Origin of the sequence: Roseovarius atlanticus (genome assembly GCF_019802205.1) — a bacterium.
Classification (GTDB): Bacteria; Pseudomonadota; Alphaproteobacteria; order Rhodobacterales; family Rhodobacteraceae; genus Roseovarius; species Roseovarius atlanticus_A.
Genome location: NZ_JAHVHQ010000003.1, coordinates 191,097 through 215,835 on the forward strand (window position 1 = coordinate 191,097; position 24,739 = coordinate 215,835).

The following is a 24,739-nucleotide window of genomic DNA, read 5'->3' on the forward strand; positions in this document are numbered from 1 at the left end:
TCGTTTACGCCAAGGCAATGCGCCAGAACAAGAGCGTCCGGGCGGCCCGTGGCACAATACCGCAAGCCGCCGGGGGAAGGGAATATCCCGGCTGCGTCAGCCGTAATGGGCTACCGGCGTGCCGGCGATGGCGGCCATGTTGAGCAATCCGCGCGCCGTGATCGAAGGCGTCACGATATGCGCCCGGTTCCCCATCCCCATCAGGATCGGTCCGACCTCGAGCCCGCCGGCCTTCATCTTGAGGATGTTGCGAACCCCCGACGCGGTGTCGCCGTTGGAGAAGAGCAGCACGTTGGCGGCGCCCTCCATGCGGTTGTCGGGCAAAAGGCGCTGGCGCAGGTCGGGATCGAGCGCGGCATCGAGGTTCATCTCGCCCTCGTAGCAGAAGTTGCGCGGCTCGCGGTCGAGAATTGCAAGCGCCTCGCGCAGGCGGTTGCCGGAATCGCTGCCCTGGTTGCCGAATTGGGATTGCGAGCAGAACGCGACGCTGGGCACGAGGCCGAACCGCTTGACGTGGCGGGCCGCGCCGATGGCGGTCTCGGCCAGTTCCTCGGGCGTGGGCCGGATGCGCACATGGGTGTCGGCAATGAACAGCGGGCCGTCCTCGAGGATCATCATCGAGAGCGCGCCGTGCGGGTGATGTTCGGCGTCGCCCAGAACCTGGTTCACGTAATTCAGGTGCCAGCGGTACTCGCCGAACGTGCCGCAGATGAGCGAGTCCGCTTCCTCGCGGTAGACCATGATCGCGCCGATCGCGGTGGTATTGGTGCGCATGATCGCCTTGGCGAGGTCGGGCGTGACGCCGCGGCGCTTCATGATGTCATGATACGTGGCCCAGTAGTCGCGATAACGGTGGTCGCGTTCCGGGTTCACGATGCTGAAATCCTTGTCGGGGCGAATCTCCAGCCCGATCCGTTCGCACCGGGCGGCGATCACGTCGGGGCGGCCGATCAGGATCGGCAGCTCGGTCGTTTCCTCCAGGATTGCCTGTGCCGCGCGCAATACGCGCTCGTCCTCGCCCTCTGCAAAGACGATGCGGCGCGCCGCGGTCGCGGCGGCCTCGAAGACCGGGCGCATCAGCAGGGCGGACTTGAAGACCGACGCCTGAAGGTTGGCCGCGTAGGCGTTCAGATCCTCGATGGGACGCGCGGCAACGCCCGACTCCATCGCCGCCTTGGCGACGGCGGTGGGCACGACGCTGGACAGGCGCGGATCGAAGGGTTTCGGGATCAGGTACTCGGGGCCGAAATTCATCGGCTCGCCCTGGTACGCTGCGGCGGCCTCGGCCGAGGTTGTGGCGCGGGCCAGCTCGGCGATGGCCTCGACGCAGGCGATCTGCATGGCGTCGTTTATGTCCGTCGCGCCCACGTCGAGCGCGCCTCGGAAGATGAACGGGAAACAGAGCACGTTGTTGACCTGGTTCGGAAAGTCGCTGCGCCCCGTGGCGATGATTGCCTTGGGGGCGACCTTGCGCACCTTGTCGGGCATGATTTCCGGCATCGGGTTGGCCAGAGCCAGGATGATCGGGCGCTCCGACATCCGGGCGACATGTTCGGGCTTCAGCACGCCCGCGCCGGAGAGACCGAGGAAAAGGTCCGCGCCATCGACCACGTCGTCAAGCGTGCGCAGGTCGGTCTTTTGCGCAAAGGCGGCCTTTTGCGGGTTCATGTCCTCGGAGCGGCCCTCGTAGACAAGGCCGTGAATATCGCAGAGCCAGACATTTTCGCGTTTTACGCCCAGCTTCAGCAGCAGGTTGAGGCAGGCGATGCCTGCGGCCCCGCCGCCGGTCGAGACGATCTTGATATCCTCGAAGGACTTTCCCGCCACGTGCAGCGCATTGGTGGCCGCGGCGCCGACGACGATGGCCGTGCCGTGCTGGTCGTCGTGAAAAACGGGGATGTTCATGCGTTCGCGACAGATCTTCTCGACGATGAAACAGTCGGGTGCCTTGATATCCTCGAGGTTGATCGCGCCAAAGGTGGGTTCCAGCGCGCAGACGATCTCGGCCAGTTTCTCGGGATCCTGTTCGTTCAGCTCGATGTCGAAACAGTCGATGTTGGCGAATTTCTTGAACAGGACCGCCTTGCCCTCCATCACCGGCTTGGCGGCCAGCGCGCCGATATTGCCAAGGCCCAGCACGGCGGTACCGTTGGTCACCACGGCGACCTGGTTGGCGCGGCTGGTGTAGCGGCTGGCGTCGGCGGGGTTGGCCTTGATCTCCAGGCAGGCTTCGGCGACGCCGGGCGAGTAGGCACGGGCGAGGTCACGACCGTTGGCCAAGGGTTTCGTCGCCCGGATCTCGAGTTTGCCGGGCTTGGGAAACTCGTGATAGGTCAGTGCCGCCTGGCGCAGGGTTTCGTTCGCATTGTCAGCCATGAGGTCCCTCTGCGGAAATTAGTTTAAGGCTAAACTATATTGGATTTGGTGGATGTGCCACCCCTGATCGTGCCGGGTCACAGTTAGCTTGCATATCGAAGCGTGGCGACGCAATCTTTAAACGGCGACGACATGGGCAGGAAGCCGGGAGGCGGGATGAGTTTGCTGGAAGAGGCGCGGCGCGTTCGGGACAATGCCTATGCACCCTATTCGGGCTTCAAGGTCGGCGCGGCCCTGAAAACATCGTCCGGGCGCGTCTTTACCGGCTGCAACGTGGAGAACGTGGCCTATCCCGAAGGCACCTGTGCCGAGGCCGGGGCCATCGCCGCGATGGTCGCGGCGGACGAGACCCGCATTGCCGAGATCGTGGTTATCGCCGACAGCACCGAGCCGGTGACGCCCTGTGGCGGATGCCGGCAGAAACTGGCGGAATTCGGCGACGGCGACATGCCGGTCACGATGGCCACCTTGGGCGGCGCGACGGTCACGCGGGCCCTGAAAGAGCTGTTGCCCGGGGCCTTTGCTACGCACCACATGGGCAACGGCTGACCGTTGGAGACGCGCAGTGTCATAGCGGCGATACGCGATGGGGACGCGGTGTCCGACTCGGCACTCGGGGGCTTCGTGAAGGGTCTGGCCGATGGCGGAGTGAGTGACGCGCAGGCCGGGGCCTTTGCCATGGCGGTCTTGCTGAAGTCGCTTGCGCCCGAAAGCCGCCGCGCCCTGACGCTGTCGATGCGCGACAGCGGACGGATCCTGCGCTGGCCCACCGACCGGCCCGTTCTGGACAAGCACTCGACCGGCGGGATCGGCGATTGCATCAGCCTCGTCCTTGCGCCGGCGCTGGCGGCCTGCGGGGCCGCGGTGCCGATGATTTCCGGCCGCGGGCTGGGGCATACGGGGGGCACGCTGGACAAGCTTGAAGCCATCCCGGGGGTCAGCACCGAGTTGGAGACGGCACGGTTGCAGAAAATCGTTCAGGAGGTCGGTGTCGTGATCGCCGCGGCCAGTGCGGATATCGCGCCCGCGGACCGGCGGCTTTACGCGGTGCGGGATGTCTCGGCCACAGTCGAGAGCATCGATCTGATCACCGCCTCGATCCTGTCCAAGAAACTGGCGGCGGGGCTGACCGGGCTGGTGCTGGACGTCAAGCAGGGCTCGGGCGCCTTCATGAAGGATCTGCAAGCGGCCCGCGCCCTGGCCTCGTCGCTGGTGGAAACGGCGAACGCGGCGGGCTGCCGGTGCAGCGCGCTTGTCACCGACATGGATCAACCCTTGGCGGCCTCGGCGGGCAATGCGCTGGAAGTGGCCGAAGCCATGCGGGTGTTGACCGGCAAGGCCGAAGGGCGCCTGGAGAAACTGACCTGCTATCTGGGGGGCGAAGCGCTGTACCAGGGCGGGCTGTGCGACACCGCGGCGGACGGGGTGCGGCAGATCCTGAAGGTGCTGAGAAACGGGCAGGCGGCAGAGGTCTTTGGCCGGATGCTGCGGGCCTTGGGCGGACCGACGCAATTCGTCGACAGCTGGGCGCGGTTCTTGCCGGAGGCCACGATCATCCGGGAAGTCCCGGCGCAGGCCGCCGGCTTTGTCGCGAGCATCGATGGCACCGCGCTGGGCCGCGCGGTCATCGCGCTGGGCGGCGGCCGGCAGGTGGAGACGGACCGAATCGACCCTGCGGTGGGCCTTTCGGATATTCTGCCGCTGGGGGCCGAGGTCGCGCCGGGGCAGCCCTTGATGCGCATACATGCCAGCCGCGCGGGCCATGCCGACGCGGCCGAGGCCATCGTGCGAGACGCCATTGATATCGATGTCGCTGCGCCGGCGGAGAAACCGCTTGTGATCGAGCGCGTCGGGCCATGAGCCGCGCGTTCCTGGTGGTGATGGATTCCGTCGGCATCGGCGGCGCACCGGATGCGGACAGGTTCTTCAACGGGGCGGTGCCCGATACCGGGGCCAATACGGTGGCGCATGTCGCGCAGGCGAGGACAGGCGGCCTGCATCTGCCCAACCTGGACCGATTGGGTCTGGGCGCGGCGGTGACGCTGGCCTCTGGTGCAGATGCGCCGGGCCTGGGTGCGGCACCCGAGGGGCTGTGGGGGGCGGCAGAGGAATCCTCGCCGGGCAAGGACACGCCGACCGGGCATTGGGAGTTGGCCGGGCTGCCCGTGCCGTTCACGTGGCACGTCTTTCCCAAGACCGTGCCGGCCTTTCCCGAAACGGTGACAGACGCGGTAAAGGCCGCCTGCGGGGTCGAGGGGATACTCGGGAATTGTCATGCCTCGGGCACCGAGATCCTTCAGGCGCTGGGAGCCGAGCACATGCGCACGGGCTGGCCCATCTGCTATTCCTCCATCGACAGCGTTTTCCAGATCGCCGCACACGAAGAGCGGTTCGGACTGAGACGCCTGCTAACGCTGTGCCGGACCCTTGCGCCGCTCTTGCACGAGATGGGCGTGGGCCGCGTGATCGCGCGGCCGTTCGTGGGGTCCGAAGCCGACGGGTTCGAGCGCACCACCAACCGCAAGGATTTCGCAATGCCGCCGCCCCGGCCGACGCTGTGCGATTGGGCCAGGCAGGATGGGCGCGACGTGCATGCCATCGGCAAGATCGGCGATATCTTCTCGATGCAGGGGATCGACGATGTCGTCACCGGAAGTGACGCGGCATTGATGAGCGCCTTGCAAAAGGCCGTCCGCGAGGCGGAAGATGGCAGCCTGATATTCGCCAATTTCGTGGAGTTCGACAGCAAGTACGGCCATCGGCGCGATGTCGAGGGATATGCGCAGGCGCTGGAGCGGTTCGACGCGGGTATTGGCGCGTGTCTTGCCGCGCTGCGGCCCGCGGACCTGATGCTGATCACCGCCGATCATGGCAACGATCCGACATGGCCCGGCACCGATCACACCCGCGAACGCGTGCCGGTCCTGGCGGCGGGCGTCGGCGCGCACGAGGCGGGCCTGGTCGATTTCGTCGATGTGGCGGCCAGCGTCGCGGCCTATCTGGGGCTGACGCAGCACGGGCCGGGGCGGTCGTTCCTGCCCTGAGCTCTGCGTTGCCCTTTGCCGGTTTTTCTGGAAATAACGGGTCAGCCCTGACCAGCCCTGCCAAACGGAGCCGAAATGCAAGATCATCTGACCATCATCACCCATCCGCTGGTGCAGCACAAACTGACGCTGATGCGGGACAAGCACACGCCCACGGCCGTGTTTCGCCAGCTGCTGCGGGAGATCAGCCAATTGCTGGCGTATGAGGTCACGCGTGAGTTGAAGATGACCACCCAGACCATCGAGACACCGCTGCAGGAAATGGACGCGCCGGTCCTTGCGGGGCGCAAGCTGGCGCTGATCTCGATCCTGCGGGCGGGCAACGGCCTGCTGGACGGGATGCTGGAGCTGATCCCCTCGGCGCGGGTCGGATTTGTCGGGCTTTACCGGGACGAAGACACGCTGAAGCCCGTGAAGTACTATTTCAAGGTGCCGGAACAACTGGGCAAGCGGCTGACGATTTTGGTGGATCCGATGCTGGCCACCGGCAACTCCTCTGCCGCGGCGGTCGACATGGTGAAGGAGGCGGGCGCGACGGATATCCGCTTTCTCTGCCTGCTGGCCGCGCCCGAAGGCGTGGCCCGGATGAAGCAGGCGCATCCCGATGTCCCGATCATGACGGCGGCCCTTGACGAGCGACTGAATGACATCGGGTATATCCTGCCGGGGCTAGGTGATGCGGGCGACCGCATGTTCGGCACCAAATAGGCTAAAGACTGTTTACTCACCAACAATAATCAGGCAATCTTGCTCCAGCTGTCTTGGGGGCAAAATGAGACTGACGCGTGTTCTGGCGATAGCTGCAATCGCCACCACTGTCGCGCACGGCGGAGCCGTGGCACAGAGTGATTCCGGTGCGAGAGTTCCGGCCGAGTTTCCGCCAGCAAGCTATACCGGGCGGCAATATGTGGACAGCCGCGGATGCGTGTTCATCCGCGCGGGAATCGACGGGCAGACCACGTGGGTGCCGCGGGTCACACGCGGGCGGAAGGTGATCTGCGGGTTCAAACCCTCGACGACAACCGCCACGGCGTCGGCCGCTCCGGCCGCGAGGCCGCAAGCCGCGCAACAGCCCGAAATCATCACGGTGCCGCAGCAGGCGACAGCCGCGGCGAAACCGGCACCGACGCCGAAACGCACGACCACGGCCGCTGCGAAAACGACCACCAAGAAAAAGGTCACACGCAAAGCGCCGTCTACCAAACCGGCCCCCAGTTCGACCGCATCCGCGGTTTCGCCCAAGGTGGTCAAGGTGACGCCGCAGGCGGCCGCGGCTCCGAAGCCCGCACCGAAGCGGGTCACAAAGACCGAGCGGGTGGTGCGCAATCAGCCTGCATGTCAGGGCGCCAGCGCGGTGTCGCAACGCTACTTGCAGAAAAAGGGCAATCTTGCCGTACGCTGCGGGCCGCAAACCTCGCCCCACGCGACCATCATGTCCGGCGGCACCGGAAGCGGTACTGCAATCCGTGTGACAAGCACGGCGCCTGCGCCGGTGATCCGTTCCGCGACGAGCCATAGCCCTCAGGTGGCCCCCGTCGTTCACTCCCCGGTCGTTCACGCGCAGGCCGTTCGCGTGGCGCCGAAGCACGTCTACGAGCGCCAGATCAGCAGCACCCGCGGTGTATTCGTTCCCGAAGGATATCAGCCCGTCTGGGAGGATGACCGGCTGAACCCGCAACGGGCGCACCAGACCTTTGCCGGCAAAGCGCAGATGGAGGTGGCCTGGACCAAGACCGTGCCGCGTCGCCTGATCGACCGCTGGACGGGGCGCGAGGTGACGCACAAGTACCCCGGGCTTCAGTATCCCTACATCAGCTTCGAACAGCAGCGGGCCGCAGGTGTCATCGTCGCCACCCGCGGCGAGATGGTGCCGGATCCGATCACCGTCGTGCGCAGCCGTGACGGTCGTGTCCGGTCGGTCAAGCGCACGCGCAACGTGACCAGTGACGCGCCGCGCGCCGAGGCGGTCAAGCCGACGGTTTCGACCCGGTCGGCAGCACCGAAGACCGTGGCCAAGGCGGCCAGCCACCGTTACGTGCAGGTCGGCATTTTCAGCAAGCCGAGCCTCGCCAGCAGTGCGGCACAGCGCCTTGCCAATGCAGGCTTGCCCGCGCGGATGGGCAAGACCACCCACAACGGCCAGTCGTATACGTCGGTCGTGGTCGGGCCGTTCGGCACGCAGTCACAGCTTCAATCGGGGATGCGGGCGGTGCGCCGCGCGGGATACCCGAACGCCTATTACCGCAAGTAACGCATTCTGCGGCCTCAGCCGCCGCAGATGCCCTGAAGCCGCAGCCAGTCCGCGTCGCTGAGGATCGCGGGGGGCACTTCGGTCGCGAAGGGATCGGCCTCGATCAGGCCTAGGGTGCTTTCTCCGGTGACATCGACGGCATAGGCATAGGGCGTGGACCGCACGGACCAGGCCCGAAAGCCGTTCAGCATGGTTTCGTCCGGCAGCGGCGCCTGCGCACGGGTCAGCAGGTGCTGGGCGTAGTCGGCCAGCACCTCTTCGGGCAGTTCGCCGGTGGTCAGAAGGCGGATACTGTCCCAGGTGCCGGCGAATTGCAGCAGGTCGTCGATCGGGTCGTACAGGCTGGCCCGCAGGCGCTGCGCGACGATATAGCCCGCAAGCACGTCCGGCTCTTCGTAATCCTCGACGAGGCTGCGCCCCAAGAGGATCGTCTTGCCGGGCAGGGCGACGGCCCCTTTCACGCCATTGCGCATCACGTCGAGCGTGCCGGGATCATCCTCTGCGGGCAGCCGCCTGGCCAGTTCCGCGAGAGCGCCACGGCCCTCGGGCCCGTTGCAGGGCGGGCCGGTGACCCGTTCGATGTGACGCCGCAGGGATTGGCCGATATCCTCGCGCTTCACGTCGGGCAGGACCCGTGTGGCGTGCTCTCGTACCGCACCAGGCAGCCACAGGGTCGCCAGCGCCCCGACGGCTGCGAGACTTCCCAGGAAGATCACCAGGCGAAGGCGCCCCGGGTGCGGTCGCGCGCGTTCGACGGCCGCGCGGAGCTTCTCGATGGCGTCGATCACCTCGACGGCATCGTCGCCCAGTTCGAGCACCTCGCCGGGGTCGCCGTCGGGATGATAGAGAGCGGGGCGCTTGCCTGGGTTCACCCGCGATATCGCGGCGAGCGACCAGTGGGTCAACGGTTGTTCCCGGCGGTCCAGGATCGTGAGCGTCGCGTCACCCAACGACACGTACACATCGACGCGCTGCGAGTCCGGGGAGGCCCGCCAAATGCCGGAAGCCTCCAGCCGTTCGTATTCGCTCAACGCCGTCATGTCGCGTGGGCCTGCTCTGCCTCGTTAACGCGGTTGGTCGAGCATATCACGCCGATACGCAAGCGGGCAATTGCCGATGACACCGCGATGCGGGCGCCTTGCGCCCAACCGAGGGCGGCGGGGGCGCGAGGCCCGGTGCAAAGTCGGACGGTTCTATTTGAACGCCTTGCGCAGTTCGAATTTCTGGATCTTGCCGGTCGATGTCTTGGGCAACTCCTCGAACACGATCTTCTTGGGGCATTTGAACCCTGCCAGCCGTTCGCGGCAGAAGGCGATCAGGTCGTCCTCGGTCACCGTGGCGCTTTCCTTGACCTCGACGAAGGCACAAGGCACCTCGCCCCATTTCTCGTCGGGCATGGCCACCACCGCGCAGAGCAGCACGGCCGGATGCATCATGAGCGCGCCTTCGACCTCGACCGAGCTGATGTTCTCGCCGCCCGAGATGATGATGTCCTTGGCCCGGTCGGCGATCTTCAGGTAGCCGTCGTCATGCTGGTAGGCGATGTCGCCGGAATGGAAGTACCCGCCGCGGAAGGACTCCTCGGTGGCCTTGGGGTTCTTCAGATAGCCTTTCATCACCGCGTTGCCGCGGATCATGACCTCGCCCTGCGTCTCGCCATCCATCGGAACCTGTTCCATGGTCTCGGGGTCGAGCGCGGTGATATCGTCCATGAAGGGCATCAGGATCCCGGTGCGGGCCTTGATGGCATAGCGTTCGTCGTCGGGCAGGTCGTCCCACCGGCTGTGCCACATGCATTCGGTGACGTGGCCATAGGTTTCGGTCAGGCCGTAGACCTGCGTCACGTCAAAGCCCAGCGGCTCGATGGCACGCAGCGTGGCGGCAGGGGGCGGCGCGCCGGCGGTGAATACGCTGACCGCATGGTCGAACTCGCGCCGCTCGGCATCCTTGGCGTTGACGATCATGTTCAGCACGATGGGCGCGGCGCCGAAATGGGTGACGCCTTCGTCCGCGATGGCGTTGTAGATATTGGCCGCGGTGATGTCGCGGCAGCACACCACGGTGCCGCCGACCATCGGGATCGCCCAGGTGTGGTTCCAGTTGTTGCAGTGAAACAAAGGCACGATGGTCAGGTAACGCGTGTGGCGGGGCAGGGGCCATGTCACCGCAGTGCCCATGGTCAGAAGGTAGGCACCGCGATGGCTGTAGACCACACCCTTGGGCCGCCCGGTGGTGCCGGAGGTATAGTTCAGCGCTAGGCTTTCCCATTCATCCTCGGGCATGATCCACCGGAATTGGGGATCGCCGGTTTCAAGGAAATCCTCGTAGAGCTGGTGATCCCCATACGGCTTCACGCCGGCCTCGTCATCAGGCACCTCGATGATCTTTGGCGCGGGCCCGTCCATCTTGTCGATCGCCTCGAGCGTAGTGGACAGGAATTGCGGATCGACCAGCACGACCTTCGCCTCGCCGTGATCGAGGATATAGGCGATGGTATCGGCCTCGACCCGGGTGTTGATGGCATTCAGCACGGCCCCGCAGGCCGGCACGCCGAAATGCGCCTCGGCATGGGCGGGGATATTCGGCAGGATCGTCGCCACCACGTCGCCGGGTTCGACGCCGATCTTCTGCAGGGCGGAGGCAAGGCGGGTCACGCGCTCGTAGTACTGGGCGTAGGTCTTGCGAAAGCTGCCATAGACCAGCGCTTCGTGATCGGCGAACACATGGGACGCGCGCCGCAGATGCGACAGGGGTGTCAGCGGAACGTAGTTCGCGTGATGCTTTTCGAGACCCGTCTCATCCTTCATCCAACCCATGTCAGGCTCCCTTGTGGCGCATACAGTCTGATCGGCAGGAGGTATCGCGTATTTCCATGCCGAACGCAAAGCCGTTTCGTGCATGGGGCAATCTTTCCAAGTCCTGCGCGATCGCCTAGCGTTGCGGCATGATCATCTCTCCCGGTCGCAACTATATCTTCGTGCATATCCCCAAGACGGGCGGCACGTCGCTGGCGCTGGCGCTGGAGGGGCGCGCGATGCGGGATGACATCCTGATCGGCGACACCCCGAAAGCAAGAAAGCGGCGGAGACGGATCAAGGATGTGAAGAGCGCGGGGCGTTTGTGGAAACATTCTACCATGGCGGATATCGACGGGCTGGTGACGCGCGACTTCGTGGCATCGGCCTTTTCATTCACGCTGGTGCGCAATCCCTGGGACAGGATGGTCAGCTATTATCACTGGCTGCGGGTGCAGGACTTCGATCACCGGGCCGTCGCCCGCGCCAAAGCCACCGATTTCAGCGGGTTCCTGAACGCGCCGGACATGCAGGCCTCGATCCGGGCCGCGGATTATGCAAGCTATATGCGTTTGGCAAATGGTGCGGAACGTGCGTCACTCTTCATCCGATTGGAGCATTTCGAGGCCGATGCGGAGCCCCTTTGGCAGCATCTGGGGTTCCGGCTTGCCTTGCCGCATGAAAATCGTTCGGACCGATCCGCCGACTACCGTGAATACTATACCGAGGCCGATGTCGAAATGGTGAGCCGGATGTGTGTGCGTGACATCGAAAGGTTCGGTTACCGATTTTGAACCGATTTCGTTTCAGATTTTAGCCTTGTTTTCGGAAACTGTTGCGAATGGCGTCGCGCCGGAAACAATGCCCTATTCGTGACACTTTTCCGACCCAGCAGCGTCCTGAGAATCACGCCACATGGATCTTGTCTGCTGACGCCGTCTGCCAACGGCACAAGAGGGGAAATGGTCAATGTTAGGATGGAATTCCACGGTCGGGACGCGCGAAAACTATGGCAATGCGGATGCATCCGCCGTCAAATCAGGGCTGATTTCCGGCACGAAAGTGGCAACGGGCATGGGCTGGCGCCAGGTCGAGGCGATTGCCGAAGGCGACAAGGTTCTGACGTTCGATGGTGGGCTTCAGACGATCACGAAAGTGAGCCGCGTCCGTTTGTGGAGCGGGCAGGACCATTGCCCGCGCCAGTTCTGGCCGCTCGAGGTCCCGGCCGGGGCGTTGGGCAACCGCGAGGTGATGCACGTGCTGCCGGGGCAGAACATCATGGTGGAAAGCGACGCGGCAGAGGACCTTTACGGTGATCCTTTCACCCTGATGCCCGCCGAAGCGATCGAGGGGCTTTATGGCGTCGCCCGCACTCCGCCCGAGGGTGACGTGGACATCGTGGTTCTGCATTTCGCCGCCGATCAGGTGGTGTTCGCGGAAAACGGGGCGCTGCTTTTCTGCCCCGCCTTTGCCGACATGGTCGATGCGGCCTTCGCCGAAGTGGCCCGCCCGTTCTATTCCATCCTGTCGATGGACGAGGCGCGGTTCCTGGCCGTGCAGATCGAAGAAGAGATTGCCGCGGCCTGCTGTAATTCACCCCAGGACATCTGGGCGGCGGCCGTTCCGGCGTAGCGGCGCAGCTTATCCCGCCGGAACGAGAAAACCCGCGCGGTTGCCTAGCCGCGCGGGTTGCGTTTTTGCTTGAAAGGTCGTGGTTACGCGGCCTCTGCCTGGGTGCCGAAGCGCCCGTAGAAGGACTGGTTCTTGCCGGCCATCTCGCGCAGCAACTCGGGCGTGGTGAACCGCTCGCCGAACTTGGCGGTCAGTTCGTCGCAGCGCTCGGCGGCGTAGGGCGTGCCGATGATGTCGAGCCACGAGAACGGACCGCCCGACCACGGCGCAAAGCCCCAGGCGAGGATTGCGCCCACGTCGCCTTCGCGGATATCTTCCAGCACGCCTTCTTCCAGCGCGCGCACGGCCTCCAGGACTTGCGCGAACATCAGGCGATGCTGGACCGCGATCAGGTCGGGCTGGTCCTCGGCATGGGGGTATTTCTCCTCCAGCCCCGGCCAGTAACCCTGCCGCTTGCCCTTGTCGTCATAGTCGAAGAAGCCCGCGTTGGACTTGCGGCCCAGGCGACCCTCTTCTTCCATCCAGAAGATCACCTCGTCCACGGCACCGTCGGGGTAGTCGTCCCCCATGGCGGCCTTGGTGGCGCGGGCGATCTTGGCGCCAAGGTCGATCGAGGTCTCGTCGACCAGTTGCAGCGGCCCCACCGGGAAGCCCAGCTGACGCGCGGCGTTGTCGATCAGCGCGGGCGTCACGCCTTCGGCCACCATGCGGATGCCTTCGTTGATGTAGGGGATGATGCAACGGTTGCAGTAGAAGAACCGCGCGTCATTCACGACGATGGGCGTCTTGCGGATCTGGCGCACGTAATCCAGCGCCTTGGCCACGGCGCGCGGGCCGGTATCCTTGCCCTTGATGATCTCGACCAGCATCATCTTCTCGACCGGCGAGAAGAAGTGGATGCCGATGAATTGCTCGGGCTTGTCCGAGGCCTTGGCCAGCTCCGTGATCGGCAGGGTCGAGGTGTTGGTGGCGAAGATGCAATCGTCGCCGACGACCTTCAGCACCTCCTTGGTGACCTCGGCCTTGACGCCCGGATCCTCGAACACCGCCTCGATGATCAGGTCTGCGCCTTTCAGCGCGTTGTAATCGGTGGTGGCGGTGATGAGGTCCAGCGTCGCGGCCTTCTTCTCTTCGGAGGCCTTGCCGCGCTTGATGCCCTTGTCCATGTAGTCGGCGGTATAGGCCTTGCCCTTGTCGGCAGCCTCCTGTTTCTGGTCGATCAGCACAACCTCCATCCCCGCCAAGGCCGACACGAGCGCGATGCCCGCGCCCATCATGCCCGCACCCATGACGCCCACCTTCCTGACCTTCTGGTCGGGCACGTCGGGCCGGTTGGCGCCCTTTTCCAGCGCTTCCTTGTTGATGAAGAGGCTGCGGATCATGGCCGACGAGGACGGGTTCATCAGGACGTTGGTGAACCAGCGCGCCTCGATCTTGAGGGCGGTGTCGAAGGGCACCAAAGCGCCTTCATAGACAGCAGAGAGCAGCGCCTTGGCCGCCGGGAAGGCGCCCTGGGTCTTGCCGTTGACCATGGCTGAGGCACCGACGAAGGTCATGAAGCCTGCCGGGTGATACGGCGCACCGCCGGGCATCTTGTAGCCTTTCTCGTCCCACGGCTTGACGAAGCTGGGCTCGCTGAGGACCCATTCCTTGGCCTTGGCGATCAGCTCGTCCGCGGGCACGACCTCGTCCACCACGCCGGCGGACTTGGCTTTCTTGGGATCGTTGAGCTTGCCTTCGAACAGGAGCGGCGAGGCCCCCATCGCGCCCAGCTTGCGGACAAGGCGGGTGGTGCCGCCCGCGCCGGGGAAGATGCCGACCATGATCTCGGGCAGGCCGATCTTGGCCTTGGGGTTGTCGGCGGCAAAGATGCGGTGGCAAGCGAGCGGGATTTCCAGCCCGATGCCAAGCGCCGTACCGGGCAGGGCGGCGGCGATGGGCTTGCCGCCCTTGTTTTTGTCGTCCATGCCGCCACGCTCGATCTTGCGCAGGATGGAGTGCATGTTCATCAGCCCGTCCATCAGGCCCTGCGCCGGGTTGTCGCCGGCCATTTCCTTCATCTTGGCGATGACGTTGAGGTCCATCCCCCCGGCGAACGTGCCCTCCTTGCCGGAGGTGATGACGATGCCCTTGACCGCATCGTCTTCAAGCGCGTCGTCCACCAGGCTTTCCAGCAGCGGCCAGCCTTCCATGTTCATCACGTTCATGGACTTGCCAGCCGTGTCCCAGGTGATGATCGCGACGCCGTCGGCGCCTTTCTCCATCGTGAAATCAGTCATGTCTCTAATCCTCGTATCCCTGGGGTTACACGCGTTCGATGATCGTCGCCGCGCCCATGCCGGACGCGATGCAAAGCGTGGCAAGACCCACTTCCTTGTCCGAGCGTTCCAGCTCGTCCAAGAGCGTGCCGATGATGATGGCACCTGTGGCGCCCAGCGGGTGGCCCATGGCGATGGAGCCGCCGTTGACGTTGACCAGCCCGGGGTCGACGTCGAAGGCCTGCATGAAGCGCAGCACGACCGAGGCGAAGGCCTCGTTCACCTCGAAAAGGTCGATATCGCCGATGTTCATGCCCGAGTCGGCCAGGATCTTCTGCGTCGCGGGCACCGGGCCGGTCAGCATGATGGTGGGATCGGTGCCGATCTTGCAGGTCTGGCGGATGCGGGCACGGGGCTTCAGGCCCCATTTCTCGCCGAACTCCTTGGAGCCGATCAGCACACCGGCAGAGCCGTCCACGATGCCAGAGCTGTTGCCGGCGTGGTGGATGTGGTTGATCTTTTCCAGGTGCGGGTATTTCAGCTTGGCCACGGCGTCGAAGCCCGGCATCACCTCGCCCATCTGCTGGAAGCTGGCATTGAGCGCGCCAAGCGCCTGCATGTCGGTGCCTGGGCGCATGTATTCGTCGTGGTCGAGGATGGTCAGGCCATTCTGGTCCTTCACCTCGATGATGGATTTCTCGAAACGGTTATCCTTCCACGCCGCCGCCGCGCGGTTCTGGCTTTCGACCGCCAGCGCATCGGCCTGGTCGCGGTTGAAACCGTATTCTGTGGCGATGATGTCCGCGCTGATGCCCTGCGGGACGAAATAGCTGTCCATGGCCACGCTGGGGTCCACGGCAATCGCGGCCCCGTCGCTGCCCATGGCCACGCGTCCCATCATCTCGACGCCGCCGGCGATATAGGCCTCGCCCGCGCCGCCCTTGACCTGGTTCGCGGCCAGGTTCACGGCTTCCATGCCGGACGCGCAGAAGCGGTTGATCGCAAGGCCGGGGATGGATTCGTCGAGGTCCGAAGCCAGCACGGCGGTCCGGGCCAGGCAGCCGCCCTGTTCCATCACCTGAGTGACGTTGCCCCAGATCACGTCCTCGACGGCGTGACCCTCAAGGCCATTACGCTCTTTCAGCGCGTTCAGCACATGGGTGCTGAGGCGCACGGCGGTCACCTCGTGCAGCGCGCCGTCCTTGCGGCCCTTGCCGCGCGGCGTGCGGACCGCGTCGTATATATAAGCTTCGGTCATGTGCGGACTCCTTTGGTTGTCCTGTCGTGTCTGTTTGTTGCTCGTGCGCGCCGAGGTCGGCTCAGGCGCGATCTGCCGGAGAGCCCGGCATCAGGTCATAGGGGTGCTTCCAGCCGGGCAGGGCCTCGATACCCGAAAGCCACCTGTCGATATTGGGCCAGTCGGTGCGGTCAAAGCCGAAGGGTTCGGGATAGAAAAGGTAGGCGCAGCAGGAAATGTCGGCATTGGTCAGCCCGTCGTCGACGATCCAGTCGCGCCCCTCGAGCCGGTCGTTCAGCGTGGTGTAGGCGGCCTTGAGGCGCCCTTGGGTGAATTTGATGACCTCTGCCGGGCGCTTCTCCTCGGGCAGGAAGTTCATCAGGAAACGCGTCATCCCGGCCTGGCTGGAGAGCTTGTGATTGTCCCACAGCACCCAGCGCAGAACCTCGTATTTTTCCGCCTGATCCCGACCGCCGAACTTGCCCGTCTTGTCGGTGACATATTGCTGGATCACGCCCGACTGGGTCAGGCGGATATCGCCGTCGATCATCACAGGCGCTTCGCCCATCTCGTTGACGTCTTTTCGGTACGCGTCGCCCCGGGTCTCGCCGCCGAAGAAATCGACCTTAACCGGCTCCCAGTCGAGCCCGGAAAGTTCCAGAGCCAGCGCCGCCTTGTAGGCGTTGCCGCTTTCACCGAAGCAGTACAGCTTGATCGTCATGTTCTCACTCCCAATGTCATCTTCGTGGCCGGTGCTTTGCGCGTCATAGCGACCGTGAGATCAGCTCTTTCATGATCTCGTTGGTGCCGCCGTAGATGCGTTGCACGCGGGCATCCGCCCACATTTCGGCGATGTCGTATTCGGCCATGTAGCCGTAGCCGCCATGCAGTTGCACGCAAGCATCCAGCACCTCGAACTGCGTATCGGTCAGCCAGTACTTCGCCATCGCGGCCTTCTCGACACTCAGCTTGCCATGCAGGTGTTCCTCGATGCACTCGTCCAGGAAGGCGCGGCAGACCTTGGTTCTGGTCAGGCACTCGGTCAGGGTGAAGCGGATGGTCTGGAACTTGTCGAAGATGGGCGCGCCGAACGCCTCGCGCTCCTTTGTGTAGGCGATCGTGCGGGCGAGGCCGCCTTCCAGCGCGCCCTGGGCGCCGCAGGCGATGATCAGGCGTTCCTGGGGCAGTTGCTCCATCATCTGGTAGAAGCCGCGGCCCTCTTCGCCGCCGAGGATGTTCTCGGGCGGGATCTCGACATTGTCGAAGAAAAGCTCGGACGTGTCGCCGGCCTTGAGCCCGTTTTTCTCAAGATTGCGGCCGCGGGTGAAGCCTTCGGCGCCCTCGGTTTCGACCACGACGAGCGAGATGCCCTTGGCGCCCTCTTTGGGGTCGGTCTTGGCGGCGACGATGATCAGGTCGGCATGCTGGCCGTTGGTGATGAAGGTTTTCTGGCCGGTCAGGCGATAGGTATTGCCCTCGCGCAGCGCCTTGGTCTTCATGCCTTGCAGGTCCGAGCCCGCGCCGGGTTCGGTCATGGCAAGCGCGCCGACCAAGTCGCCCGAGACCATCTTGGGGAGCCAGCGTTTCTTTTGTTCCTCGCTGCCATAGGCCAGGAGGTAATGCGCCACGATCCCGGAATGGATCGGGTTGCCCCAGCTTGCAAGGTTGGCGCGGGATTGCTCGATGCAGATCACCGCCTCGTGGCCGAAATCGCCGCCCGCGCCGCCGTATTCCTCGGGGATCGAGGGGCAGAGCAGGCCAAGCGCGCCGGCCTGCTGCCAGATCTCGCGGTCCATGATGCCGGCCTTGCGCCAGCGCTCGAAATGCGGAGCCCATTCCTCGGTGATGAACCTGGCCGTCATCTCGGTGAGCATTTCGTGCTCGTCGGTCATCCATGCGGACATGAGGGGCCTCCCTAGCGTTTGCGGGCGTCGAGTTCGGAATTGAAGATGCGCAGGCGGTGACCGAACGTATCCTCGTCGATCACGCTGTCGAAATTCTCGAAGAGGAAGGACAGTGCCTCGCCTTCGTCGAGCCCGGACTCTTGCGCAAATTTGCGCAGGCGGCGATAGCCGTCCTCGGTCATCGCGGCGTTGAAGCGGCGGGTCAGGCGAAAGCGTTTCGGCATGATGTCCTCCCAGTCATCGTTGCGTGCGTAGGGTAGGTTTGAAACCCACCCTACCGTTTTCAGAATGCCTCGGCTTCAAGCTCCATCACGGGCTCGGCGCCGGATTCGATGCGCGCCAGGTGCATCCCCGTCGCGGGCAGGCGGCGCTTCATGTAGAAGCGGCCCGTGGCGATCTTGGTCTTGTAGAACGCCGTGTCGCCGTCCCCGGCCTCGATCGCCGCGTGCGCGGCCTTGGCCATCTGCGCCCACATCAGGCCCAGGCAGACATGGCCGAAGAGGTGCATGAAGTCATAGGAGCCCGACAGCGCCGCATTGGGGTTTTTCATGCCGTTCTGCATGAAGAACATGCCGGCCTGTTGCAGGTGCTTGGAGCTTTCCTTGAGCGGGTCGAGGAAATCGGACTTCAGCGCCGGGTGGCCTTCGTTTTCCTTGATGAACGCCTTGACCATGTCGAAGAAGGCCATGACGTGCTTGCCGCCGTCCTGCGCCAGCTTGCGGCCCACCAGATCGAGCGCCTGAACGCCATTGGCGCCTTCGTAGATCATGGCGATCCGGGCGTCGCGGGCGAACTGGGACATGCCCCATTCCTCGATATAGCCATGGCCGCCATAGACCTGCTGGGCGAGGATGGTCATGTCGAAACCCTCGTCGGTCAGAAAGCCCTTGATGATCGGGGTCAGCAGGCTGACCATCCCCTCGGCGGCGGCGTCATTGCCGCGATGCGACTGGTCGATCATCTGGCTGCCCCACAGAAGGAACGCGCGGGCGCCTTCGACAAAGCTTTTCTGGTCGAGTAGCGCGCGGCGGATGTCCGGGTGCACGATCAGCGGATCGGCCGGACCGTCGGGGTTCTTGACGCCGGTCACGTCACGGCCTTGCAGGCGGTCCTTGGCGTAGTCCAGCGCGTTCTGGTAGGCCACGTCGGCCTGGGCGAGACCCTGCATGCCGACGCCGATGCGGGCCTCGTTCATCATGGTGAACATGGCGCGCATGCCCTTGTGCTCTTCGCCCAGCAGGTAGCCCGTCGCCTCGTCATAATTCATGACGCAGGTCGAGTTGCCGTGAATGCCCATCTTCTCCTCGATCTTGCCGCAGGCGACACCGTTGCGCTCTCCCAGCGAGCCGTCTTCCTTGACCATGAACTTCGGCACGATGAAGAGGCTGACGCCCTTGATGCCCTCGGGGCCGCCGGGAATCTTGGCCAGCACCAGGTGGATGATGTTGTCGGCCATGTCGTGTTCGCCAGACGAAATGAAGATCTTCTGGCCGGTGATCTTGTAGCTGCCGTCGTCCTGCGGTTCGGCCTTGGTGCGCATCAGGCCCAGGTCGGTGCCGCAATGCGGCTCGGTCAGGTTCATGGTGCCGGTCCAGTCGCAGGACGCCATCCTGGGCAGGTACGTGGCCTTCTGGTCCTCGGACCCGTGGGCCAGGATCGCCGAGGCCGCACCGTGGGTCAGGCCCTGGTACATGGTGAAGGCCTGGTTCGCGGCCGAGAACATCTCGCCCACCGCGGTGCCGAGGATATAGGGCATGTTCTGCCCGCCGAATTCCTCGGGCAGGTCGAGCGCGGTCCAGCCGCCCTCGCGCACCTGGTCGAAGGCCGCCTTGAAGCCGGTGGGCGTGCGGACGATGCCGTTTTCCAGCTTGCAGCCCTCGGTATCACCGACGACGTTCAGGGGGGCCAGAACCTCGGACGCGATCTTGCCGGCCTCTTCCAGCACGGCGCCGGTGAAATCACGGTCCAGCTCGGCATAGCCGGGGGTGTCGGTGGTGCTGACCTTCAGGACATCGTGCAGAATGAATTGCATGTCCTTGGTGGGCGGGGTGTAGCTCGGCATGTGGTGGTCTCCCTACATCATCACAGTGTCGGGCCGGGAAGTCATTCCGCGGCTTTGGGTGTCTGGCGGAGCGAGGAGATCATCTTCTCGCCCCATTTCATCTGGTCGCGCAGGTCGTCGATGGCCGCGGTCAGCTCGTCGCGCTGACGCTCCAGTTCTTCCAGACGGTCCTTGGCGATTTCATACGTGCTTTCCAGCTGCGTCAGTTGCTGATCGCCCCGGTCATAAAGGTTCAGAAGCTGGCGTATTTCCTCGAGGCTGAAGCCGAAGCGCTTGCCGCGCAGGATCAGTTTCAGACGGGCGCGGTCGCTCTTGGTGAACAGTCGCTTTTGTCCTTCCCGACGGGGGAAGAGCAGTTCTTTCGCCTCGTAGAAACGCAAGGTTCGCGGCGTCACGTTGAACGCGTCGCACATCTCGCGAATTGTCATCGTTTCGTCGGTCATGTCGCTTTCCGTAAATCTCGTTGCGTGGCCGGAACATGTGAGGCGATGGCTATCGGTACAACACGTAGACTGGTTTACGTAACCAATACGTAACGTCACTTTGAGCTTTACGTAAGATCAGGCAAGGTCAACCTGCGGGGCGCGCAATTATTTTGCGGAAATGCAGAGGGTGGGCCGAGCGGCCCAAGGTCTAGCCGAGCGACTTTTCGGTCGAATCGCGAGCCTTCTTCAGCTCCGCGATGGACTGCTCCAGCTGTTCCTTCTGGGTGCGCAGCTCTTCCAGCTGGCGGTCGGCGAGGTCGATCCAGGTGCGCAACTGCGCGTCGGTGCCCTTTTCCTCGTAGATTTCCAGCCACTGGCGGATGTCTTCCAGCGCGAAACCCCAGCGGCGGCCGCGCAGGATCAGGGTCATGCGGGCCACTTCCCGCGGGCCGTAATAGCGCGACCGCCCCTCGCGCGTGGGACTGAGCAACTCGATATATTCGTAATACCGCAGCGTGCGCGGCGTCACATCGAACCTGGCGCACATCTCCTTGAATGACAGGCGTTGCTCTGGCATCGCTGGTCCTCCTTACGTCTACTTAAGAGACATAGGGCGGATCACGCAACAGGCACCCTTGCGGCGCGTCCGCATTCGGGACCATAAAGAGGCCACCAAGTCGCAGGACCTTTGATGACCGAAAAGAACAAGATGGCCGCAGAATTCATGGGCGCCATTCCCCACGCCAAGGCGCTCGGGATGCGGATCACCCATGTCGGTGAGGGCGTGGCCGAGATGCAGATGGACTATGCCGACCACCTGGTGGGCGATCCGAAGACCGGCGTGATTCACGGCGGGGCGGTGTCGGCACTGATGGATACCTGTTGCGGTGCTGCCGTGATGAGCCACCCGGACTCGCCCGGCGCCACGGCGACGATCGACCTGCGCATCGACTACATGCGCCCGGCGCGACCGGGGCAGGCGATCCGGGCCCGCGCGGAGTGCTATCACATCACCCGGTCGGTCGCCTTCGTGCGGGCGCAGACGCTGGACGACGATGCCGACCGGCCCGTCGCGCAGGCCACCGGCACCTTTACCGTGGCCGACAAGCCATGAGCCGCGGGCGCCCGGAACCCGTGCAGGTGGTCAAGCAGCGACGTGACGCGGCTCTGCGCGCGCTGGTCGATGGCGTGCCATACATCCGCTTCATGGGGATCGAGTTCGATCGTCGCGGCGACGAGCTGACGGGGGTCATGTCGTTCAACGAAAAGCTGATCGGCAACCCGCTGTTGCCGGCCTTGCACGGTGGCGCCACGTCGGCCTTTCTGGAAGTGACGTCGATCATCACGCTGAGCTGGGCCATGCTGTGGGACGAGATGGAGTCGGGCGAACTGTCCCTCGAGACGTTCGAGGCCGGGTCCCTGCCGCGATTGCCCAAGACCATCGACTTCACCGTGGACTACCTGCGGTCGGGCCTGCCACGGGATGCCTATGCCCGCGCGGTAGTGACGCGGTCGGGCCGGCGCTATGCGTCCGTTCGGGCCGAGGCGTGGCAGGACAATCGTGCCCGTGCCTTCGCGCAGGCCACGGGGCATTTCCTGATGCCGCGCCGCGATGGCTGAGACGCCGCTGGCGATCACGCATGGGCGTGTGCTCAAGATCGCCATACCGATCGTGTTGTCCAACGCCACCGTGCCGATCCTGGGAGCGGTGGACACGGGCGTCGTTGGGCAGTTGGGCGAGGCTGTGCCGATCGGCGCGGTTGGTATCGGTGCGATCATCCTGACCGGGGTTTACTGGGTCTTCGGGTTCCTGCGCATGGGCACGACGGGTCTGACCAGCCAGGCCCATGGTGCGGGGCGCAGCGGCGAGGTGGCGGCCATGCTGACCCGCGCGCTGATGATCGGGCTGGCAGCCGGCCTTTGCATCATCGCGCTTCAGGTCCCCTTGTTCGCGGGTGCCTTCCTTGTGTCACCGGCCAGCGCCGAAGTCGAGGCGCTGGCGCGGGACTACATGATTGTCCGGGTCTGGAGCGCACCGGCCCTGATCGGGCTCTACGGCGTCACGGGCTGGCTGATCGCGCTGGAGCGCACGCGCGCCGTTCTGGCGCTTCAGGTCGTGATGAACGGGGTCAATATCCTTCTGGATCTATGGTTCGTGCTGGGGCTGGAGCTTGGCGTAACCGGGGTGGCCTGGGCCACGTTCATAGCCGAATGGTCAGGCCTGCTGCTTGGCCTGTGGCTGTGCCGCGATGCCTGGGCCGTGCCGGCGTGGCGCGACTGGGGGCGGGTCTTCGACCGCGTACAGTTGGCCAGAATGATGGCGGTGAACCGCGATATCCTGCTGCGGTCCCTGATGTTGCAGGGCATTTTCATCTCCTTCCTGCTGATCGGAGGGGACTTGGGGGATGTCACGCTGGCCGCGAACCAGGTGTTGTTGCAATTCCTGAACATATCGTCGCACGCGCTGGACGGTTTCGCCTTCGCCGCCGAGGCGCTCGTGGGGCAGGCATACGGGCAAGGCAGCGTCGCGCGGCTGCGGCGGGGCGCGGTGCTGGCCAGCATCTGGGCGCTGACCATCGTTCTGCTGATCGCGGTCGCGTTTGCCGTCTGGGGTGGCGCGATCGTCGACCTGATGGCCAAGGCGCCGGAGGTGCAGGCCGAGGCAAGAACGTTTCTGCTCTACGTCTGTATTGCACCTGTGGTCGGGGTGGCGCCGTTCATGCTGGATGGTATCTTCATCGGTGCGACCCGGGCGGGAGACATGCGCAACATGATGGCGATAAGCCTTGCCGTCTACGTCGCGTCGGCCCTGCTGCTGGTACCTTGGCTGGGCAATCACGGCCTGTGGCTGGCGCTGTTGATCAGCTTCGTGGCGCGGGGTGTCACGCTTTGGCTGCGGTATCCCGCGCTCGAAGCGTCGGTCGCGCCGGGACCGCAGGCCGGGGCCGCCGCCGCGCGGTAGAAATTTGATCAAATAATATTTCACGGCTGGAAAACCGTTACGGTCGCGGCAATGGTTCGCGGACAAAACACCTCCAGGAGATACCGTCATGCCCCAACCGCCGATCCGCGTTGCCATCAACGGCTTTGGACGTATTGGCCGGACGTTGCTGCGGATCCTGCTGCGCGACGCCAGGGATTTCGAACTGGTCGCGATCAACGACATCGAGCCCTTGAGCACCTGCGCCTACCTCTTCCAGTTCGACAGCGTGTTCGGGCCATGGCCGGAAGAGGTGTGTACGGACGGTCAAGTCCTGGTCGTGGGCGGCCGGCGCATTCCCTTCCACGCCGAGCCGGACCTGCGCCGTATCGATTTGCAGGGGGTCGATGTCGTGCTGGAATGCACCGGAATGGGCGGGAAGCGCGCCGTGGCGGAACGCGGGCTGGACGCAGGCGCGCGCAAGGTCCTGGTCTCGGGCCCCTCTGCGGAGGCGGATGTAACGCTGGTCATGGGCGCCAATGACGAACACCTGGGCGATGAACGCATCGTTTCAAACGCGTCCTGCACGACCAACGCTCTGGCCCCGCTGGCGCGGCTGCTGGACGAGGCGTTCGGACTGGTAAGCGGGCAGATGACCACGGTACATTGCTATACCGGCAGCCAGCCCACGGTCGACAAACCCCGCGCTGCGCCCGAGCGCAGCCGCGCCGCGGCTTTGTCGATGGTGCCCACGACGACCAGTGCTCAGGATCAGACGGGGCTTGTCCTGCCGCATCTGAAAGGCCGGATCGAGGCGCGGGCCATCCGCGTGCCCACCGCCAGCGTGTCTTGCATCGACCTGACGGTCCAGACGCGCGAGGCGGTCACGTCGGACGGGGTGAACGCCATGCTGAAAGCGGCGGCGCGGCCGGGCGGCGTATTCGGCTGGACGGAGCAGCCCCTGGTCAGTTCCGACCTGCGCGGGCGGGCGGAGTCGCTCGTGTTGGTCGGCCCGGAAACCAGCGTGTCGGCGGGCGGGTTGCTGCGGGTGTTCGGCTGGTACGACAACGAGTGGGGCTTTTCATGCCGGATGTTGGACATGGCCCGACGTATGGCGGCGCGGTGACGAGATTATTCGTACGAATAATCTCGGGGCGTCCGACGAATGATCAGTCGTCGAGCGGGTCGATCAAGTCCGGCCCGCTGGCGCGGTTGGAATTGACCTTCGGGTCCACGCGGTAGAAGTCCAGCGCGTCATCCGGGGCCGCCGTCATCAAGGTTGCGGCGCCGTGGCCCGCCTCGCCGAGCCAGAGCGGCCAGTCCTTTTCGGCCAGGATCACCGGCATGCGGTGATGGATCTTCGACATCGGCTCATTGGCCCCGGTGGTGACGATGGCGCAGGTGGTCAGCGGCGCATCGCCCTTGTCCCAGGACTGGTAGACCCCGGCGAAGGCCAGCGTCTCGCCCCGAGCCGGATGGACGAACCAGGGCAGGCGGTTGCCGTCCGCGTCCTTGGTCCATTCATAAAAGCCGCTGGCCGGGATCAGGCAGCGCCGCTCACGGGCCGCCGCGCGGAAGGCGGGCTTTTCCGCGATGGTCTCGGCCCGGGCGTTGATCAGCAGCGGGCCGTCATTCGGTGTCTTGTACCAGTGCGGGAGAAATCCCCAGCGCATCGATCCGAGCTGCCGGCCGGCGCCATCGGACGTGACCGCATGCACATCCTTGGTCGGACAGACGTTGTAATTGGGAACCGCTGGCAAATCGTTAACGGGGCGCGCGGCAAAGAGCTGGGCCATGGCGTCTTGCGGCAGGGTGACGGCGAAACGTCCGCACAT

General features: G+C 64.6%; 24 protein-coding genes. 11 read left to right on the plus strand and 13 right to left on the minus strand.

Annotated features, from left to right (window positions below):
• Positions 1-96: 96 nt before the first annotated feature.
• Positions 97-2,376, minus strand: a complete 2,280-nt coding sequence (locus KUV49_RS06790) for an NADP-dependent malic enzyme (protein ID WP_222449285.1) — start codon at positions 2,374-2,376, stop codon at positions 97-99.
• Between the two features lie 156 nt (positions 2,377-2,532).
• Between KUV49_RS06790 and KUV49_RS06795 the strand changes: the two genes are divergently transcribed.
• The 4 genes from KUV49_RS06795 (at position 2,533) to upp (ending at position 6,128) form a co-directional block, all read left to right on the plus strand.
• On the plus strand, positions 2,533-2,925 hold the full coding sequence (locus tag KUV49_RS06795) for a cytidine deaminase (RefSeq protein ID WP_222449286.1): 393 nt from the start codon (positions 2,533-2,535) through the stop codon (positions 2,923-2,925).
• Between the two features lie 3 nt (positions 2,926-2,928).
• Positions 2,929-4,236, plus strand: coding sequence for a thymidine phosphorylase (locus KUV49_RS06800; protein ID WP_222449287.1), 1,308 nt, complete (start codon positions 2,929-2,931; stop codon positions 4,234-4,236).
• Positions 4,233-5,420, plus strand: coding sequence for a phosphopentomutase (locus tag KUV49_RS06805; RefSeq protein WP_222449288.1), 1,188 nt, complete (start codon positions 4,233-4,235; stop codon positions 5,418-5,420). Before KUV49_RS06800 ends, KUV49_RS06805 begins: the two co-directional genes overlap by 4 nt.
• Positions 5,421-5,495: 75 nt before the next feature.
• Entirely contained in the window at positions 5,496-6,128 is a 633-nt protein-coding gene (gene upp, locus KUV49_RS06810; RefSeq protein ID WP_222449289.1) for a uracil phosphoribosyltransferase, read from the plus strand.
• Positions 6,129-6,308: 180 nt separating this feature from the next.
• On the opposite strand, the gene KUV49_RS21415 is transcribed toward upp, so the two are convergent.
• Complete coding sequence (locus KUV49_RS21415; RefSeq protein WP_261391071.1) at positions 6,309-6,746, minus strand: hypothetical protein; 438 nt, start codon at positions 6,744-6,746, stop codon at positions 6,309-6,311.
• 247 nt (positions 6,747-6,993) lie between these two features.
• Here KUV49_RS21415 and KUV49_RS21635 point away from each other — a divergent pair, with 247 nt between their 5' ends.
• Positions 6,994-7,671, plus strand: coding sequence for an SPOR domain-containing protein (locus tag KUV49_RS21635; RefSeq protein ID WP_315899480.1), 678 nt, complete (start codon positions 6,994-6,996; stop codon positions 7,669-7,671).
• A gap of 14 nt (positions 7,672-7,685) precedes the next feature.
• On the opposite strand, the gene KUV49_RS06820 is transcribed toward KUV49_RS21635, so the two are convergent.
• Both KUV49_RS06820 and KUV49_RS06825 read right to left on the minus strand, forming a co-directional pair.
• A complete protein-coding gene (locus tag KUV49_RS06820) occupies positions 7,686-8,711 on the minus strand; it encodes a hypothetical protein (protein ID WP_222449291.1) in 1,026 nt (341 codons plus the stop codon).
• A gap of 153 nt (positions 8,712-8,864) precedes the next feature.
• The gene (locus KUV49_RS06825; protein ID WP_222449292.1) at positions 8,865-10,487 is read right to left on the minus strand and encodes an AMP-binding protein; all 1,623 of its coding nucleotides are present in this window, start codon (positions 10,485-10,487) and stop codon (positions 8,865-8,867) included.
• A 128-nt stretch (positions 10,488-10,615) separates the two neighbouring features.
• Here KUV49_RS06825 and KUV49_RS06830 point away from each other — a divergent pair, with 128 nt between their 5' ends.
• Both KUV49_RS06830 and KUV49_RS06835 read left to right on the plus strand, forming a co-directional pair.
• On the plus strand, positions 10,616-11,260 hold the full coding sequence (locus KUV49_RS06830; RefSeq protein ID WP_222449293.1) for a sulfotransferase family 2 domain-containing protein: 645 nt from the start codon (positions 10,616-10,618) through the stop codon (positions 11,258-11,260).
• Positions 11,261-11,435: 175 nt separating this feature from the next.
• Positions 11,436-12,098, plus strand: coding sequence for a Hint domain-containing protein (locus KUV49_RS06835; RefSeq protein WP_222449294.1), 663 nt, complete (start codon positions 11,436-11,438; stop codon positions 12,096-12,098).
• Between the two features lie 83 nt (positions 12,099-12,181).
• Here KUV49_RS06835 and KUV49_RS06840 read toward each other — a convergent pair whose 3' ends face one another.
• The 8 genes from KUV49_RS06840 to KUV49_RS06875 form a co-directional block, all read right to left on the minus strand.
• Entirely contained in the window at positions 12,182-14,377 is a 2,196-nt protein-coding gene (locus KUV49_RS06840) for a 3-hydroxyacyl-CoA dehydrogenase NAD-binding domain-containing protein (protein ID WP_222449295.1), read from the minus strand.
• A gap of 25 nt (positions 14,378-14,402) precedes the next feature.
• Complete coding sequence (locus tag KUV49_RS06845; protein WP_222449296.1) at positions 14,403-15,614, minus strand: acetyl-CoA C-acetyltransferase; 1,212 nt, start codon at positions 15,612-15,614, stop codon at positions 14,403-14,405.
• 61 nt (positions 15,615-15,675) lie between these two features.
• Positions 15,676-16,314 (minus strand): glutathione S-transferase family protein, encoded by a 639-nt coding sequence (locus KUV49_RS06850; RefSeq protein ID WP_222449297.1) that lies wholly within the window; start codon positions 16,312-16,314, stop codon positions 15,676-15,678.
• Between the two features lie 43 nt (positions 16,315-16,357).
• Positions 16,358-17,497, minus strand: a complete 1,140-nt coding sequence (locus tag KUV49_RS06855; RefSeq protein ID WP_222449298.1) for an acyl-CoA dehydrogenase family protein — start codon at positions 17,495-17,497, stop codon at positions 16,358-16,360.
• A gap of 11 nt (positions 17,498-17,508) precedes the next feature.
• A complete protein-coding gene (locus KUV49_RS06860) occupies positions 17,509-17,721 on the minus strand; it encodes a hypothetical protein (protein WP_222449299.1) in 213 nt (70 codons plus the stop codon).
• A 59-nt stretch (positions 17,722-17,780) separates the two neighbouring features.
• Positions 17,781-19,559, minus strand: coding sequence for an acyl-CoA dehydrogenase C-terminal domain-containing protein (locus KUV49_RS06865; RefSeq protein WP_222449300.1), 1,779 nt, complete (start codon positions 19,557-19,559; stop codon positions 17,781-17,783).
• Positions 19,560-19,600: 41 nt separating this feature from the next.
• Positions 19,601-20,002, minus strand: a complete 402-nt coding sequence (locus tag KUV49_RS06870; protein ID WP_222449301.1) for a MerR family transcriptional regulator — start codon at positions 20,000-20,002, stop codon at positions 19,601-19,603.
• A gap of 190 nt (positions 20,003-20,192) precedes the next feature.
• On the minus strand, positions 20,193-20,561 hold the full coding sequence (locus KUV49_RS06875; protein ID WP_222449302.1) for a MerR family transcriptional regulator: 369 nt from the start codon (positions 20,559-20,561) through the stop codon (positions 20,193-20,195).
• 114 nt (positions 20,562-20,675) lie between these two features.
• On the opposite strand from KUV49_RS06875, the gene KUV49_RS06880 reads away from it, so the two are divergent.
• The 4 genes from KUV49_RS06880 (at position 20,676) to KUV49_RS06895 (ending at position 24,030) form a co-directional block, all read left to right on the plus strand.
• Positions 20,676-21,098: a PaaI family thioesterase gene (locus tag KUV49_RS06880; protein ID WP_152491503.1), complete on the plus strand. Its 423-nt coding sequence runs from the start codon at positions 20,676-20,678 to the stop codon at positions 21,096-21,098.
• Positions 21,095-21,604 carry a PaaI family thioesterase gene (locus tag KUV49_RS06885; RefSeq protein ID WP_222449303.1) on the plus strand — a complete coding sequence of 170 codons (510 nt, stop codon included), beginning with the start codon at positions 21,095-21,097 and terminating at the stop codon, positions 21,602-21,604. Before KUV49_RS06880 ends, KUV49_RS06885 begins: the two co-directional genes overlap by 4 nt.
• On the plus strand, positions 21,597-22,946 hold the full coding sequence (locus KUV49_RS06890) for an MATE family efflux transporter (protein ID WP_222449304.1): 1,350 nt from the start codon (positions 21,597-21,599) through the stop codon (positions 22,944-22,946). The genes KUV49_RS06885 and KUV49_RS06890 overlap by 8 nt, the downstream gene beginning before the upstream one ends.
• A gap of 88 nt (positions 22,947-23,034) precedes the next feature.
• A complete protein-coding gene (locus KUV49_RS06895; protein ID WP_222449305.1) occupies positions 23,035-24,030 on the plus strand; it encodes a type I glyceraldehyde-3-phosphate dehydrogenase in 996 nt (331 codons plus the stop codon).
• Between the two features lie 43 nt (positions 24,031-24,073).
• On the opposite strand, the gene KUV49_RS06900 is transcribed toward KUV49_RS06895, so the two are convergent.
• Entirely contained in the window at positions 24,074-24,739 is a 666-nt protein-coding gene (locus KUV49_RS06900) for an SOS response-associated peptidase (RefSeq protein ID WP_222449306.1), read from the minus strand.

Coding starts and splice junctions, on each gene's coding strand:
- KUV49_RS06790 (WP_222449285.1), bottom strand. CDS start 2,376: ATGGCTGACAATGCGAACGAAACCCTGCGCCAGGCGGCACTGACCTAT.
- KUV49_RS06795 (WP_222449286.1), top strand. CDS start 2,533: ATGAGTTTGCTGGAAGAGGCGCGGCGCGTTCGGGACAATGCCTATGCA.
- KUV49_RS06805 (WP_222449288.1), top strand. CDS start 4,233: ATGAGCCGCGCGTTCCTGGTGGTGATGGATTCCGTCGGCATCGGCGGC.
- upp (WP_222449289.1), top strand. CDS start 5,496: ATGCAAGATCATCTGACCATCATCACCCATCCGCTGGTGCAGCACAAA.
- KUV49_RS06820 (WP_222449291.1), bottom strand. CDS start 8,711: ATGACGGCGTTGAGCGAATACGAACGGCTGGAGGCTTCCGGCATTTGG.
- KUV49_RS06825 (WP_222449292.1), bottom strand. CDS start 10,487: ATGGGTTGGATGAAGGATGAGACGGGTCTCGAAAAGCATCACGCGAAC.
- KUV49_RS06830 (WP_222449293.1), top strand. CDS start 10,616: ATGATCATCTCTCCCGGTCGCAACTATATCTTCGTGCATATCCCCAAG.
- KUV49_RS06835 (WP_222449294.1), top strand. CDS start 11,436: ATGTTAGGATGGAATTCCACGGTCGGGACGCGCGAAAACTATGGCAAT.
- KUV49_RS06840 (WP_222449295.1), bottom strand. CDS start 14,377: ATGACTGATTTCACGATGGAGAAAGGCGCCGACGGCGTCGCGATCATC.
- KUV49_RS06845 (WP_222449296.1), bottom strand. CDS start 15,614: ATGACCGAAGCTTATATATACGACGCGGTCCGCACGCCGCGCGGCAAG.
- KUV49_RS06850 (WP_222449297.1), bottom strand. CDS start 16,314: ATGACGATCAAGCTGTACTGCTTCGGTGAAAGCGGCAACGCCTACAAG.
- KUV49_RS06855 (WP_222449298.1), bottom strand. CDS start 17,497: ATGTCCGCATGGATGACCGACGAGCACGAAATGCTCACCGAGATGACG.
- KUV49_RS06860 (WP_222449299.1), bottom strand. CDS start 17,721: ATGCCGAAACGCTTTCGCCTGACCCGCCGCTTCAACGCCGCGATGACC.
- KUV49_RS06865 (WP_222449300.1), bottom strand. CDS start 19,559: ATGCCGAGCTACACCCCGCCCACCAAGGACATGCAATTCATTCTGCAC.
- KUV49_RS06870 (WP_222449301.1), bottom strand. CDS start 20,002: ATGACCGACGAAACGATGACAATTCGCGAGATGTGCGACGCGTTCAAC.
- KUV49_RS06875 (WP_222449302.1), bottom strand. CDS start 20,561: ATGCCAGAGCAACGCCTGTCATTCAAGGAGATGTGCGCCAGGTTCGAT.
- KUV49_RS06880 (WP_152491503.1), top strand. CDS start 20,676: ATGACCGAAAAGAACAAGATGGCCGCAGAATTCATGGGCGCCATTCCC.
- KUV49_RS06885 (WP_222449303.1), top strand. CDS start 21,095: ATGAGCCGCGGGCGCCCGGAACCCGTGCAGGTGGTCAAGCAGCGACGT.
- KUV49_RS06890 (WP_222449304.1), top strand. CDS start 21,597: ATGGCTGAGACGCCGCTGGCGATCACGCATGGGCGTGTGCTCAAGATC.
- KUV49_RS06895 (WP_222449305.1), top strand. CDS start 23,035: ATGCCCCAACCGCCGATCCGCGTTGCCATCAACGGCTTTGGACGTATT.
- KUV49_RS06900 (WP_222449306.1), bottom strand. CDS start 24,739: ATGTGCGGACGTTTCGCCGTCACCCTGCCGCAAGACGCCATGGCCCAG.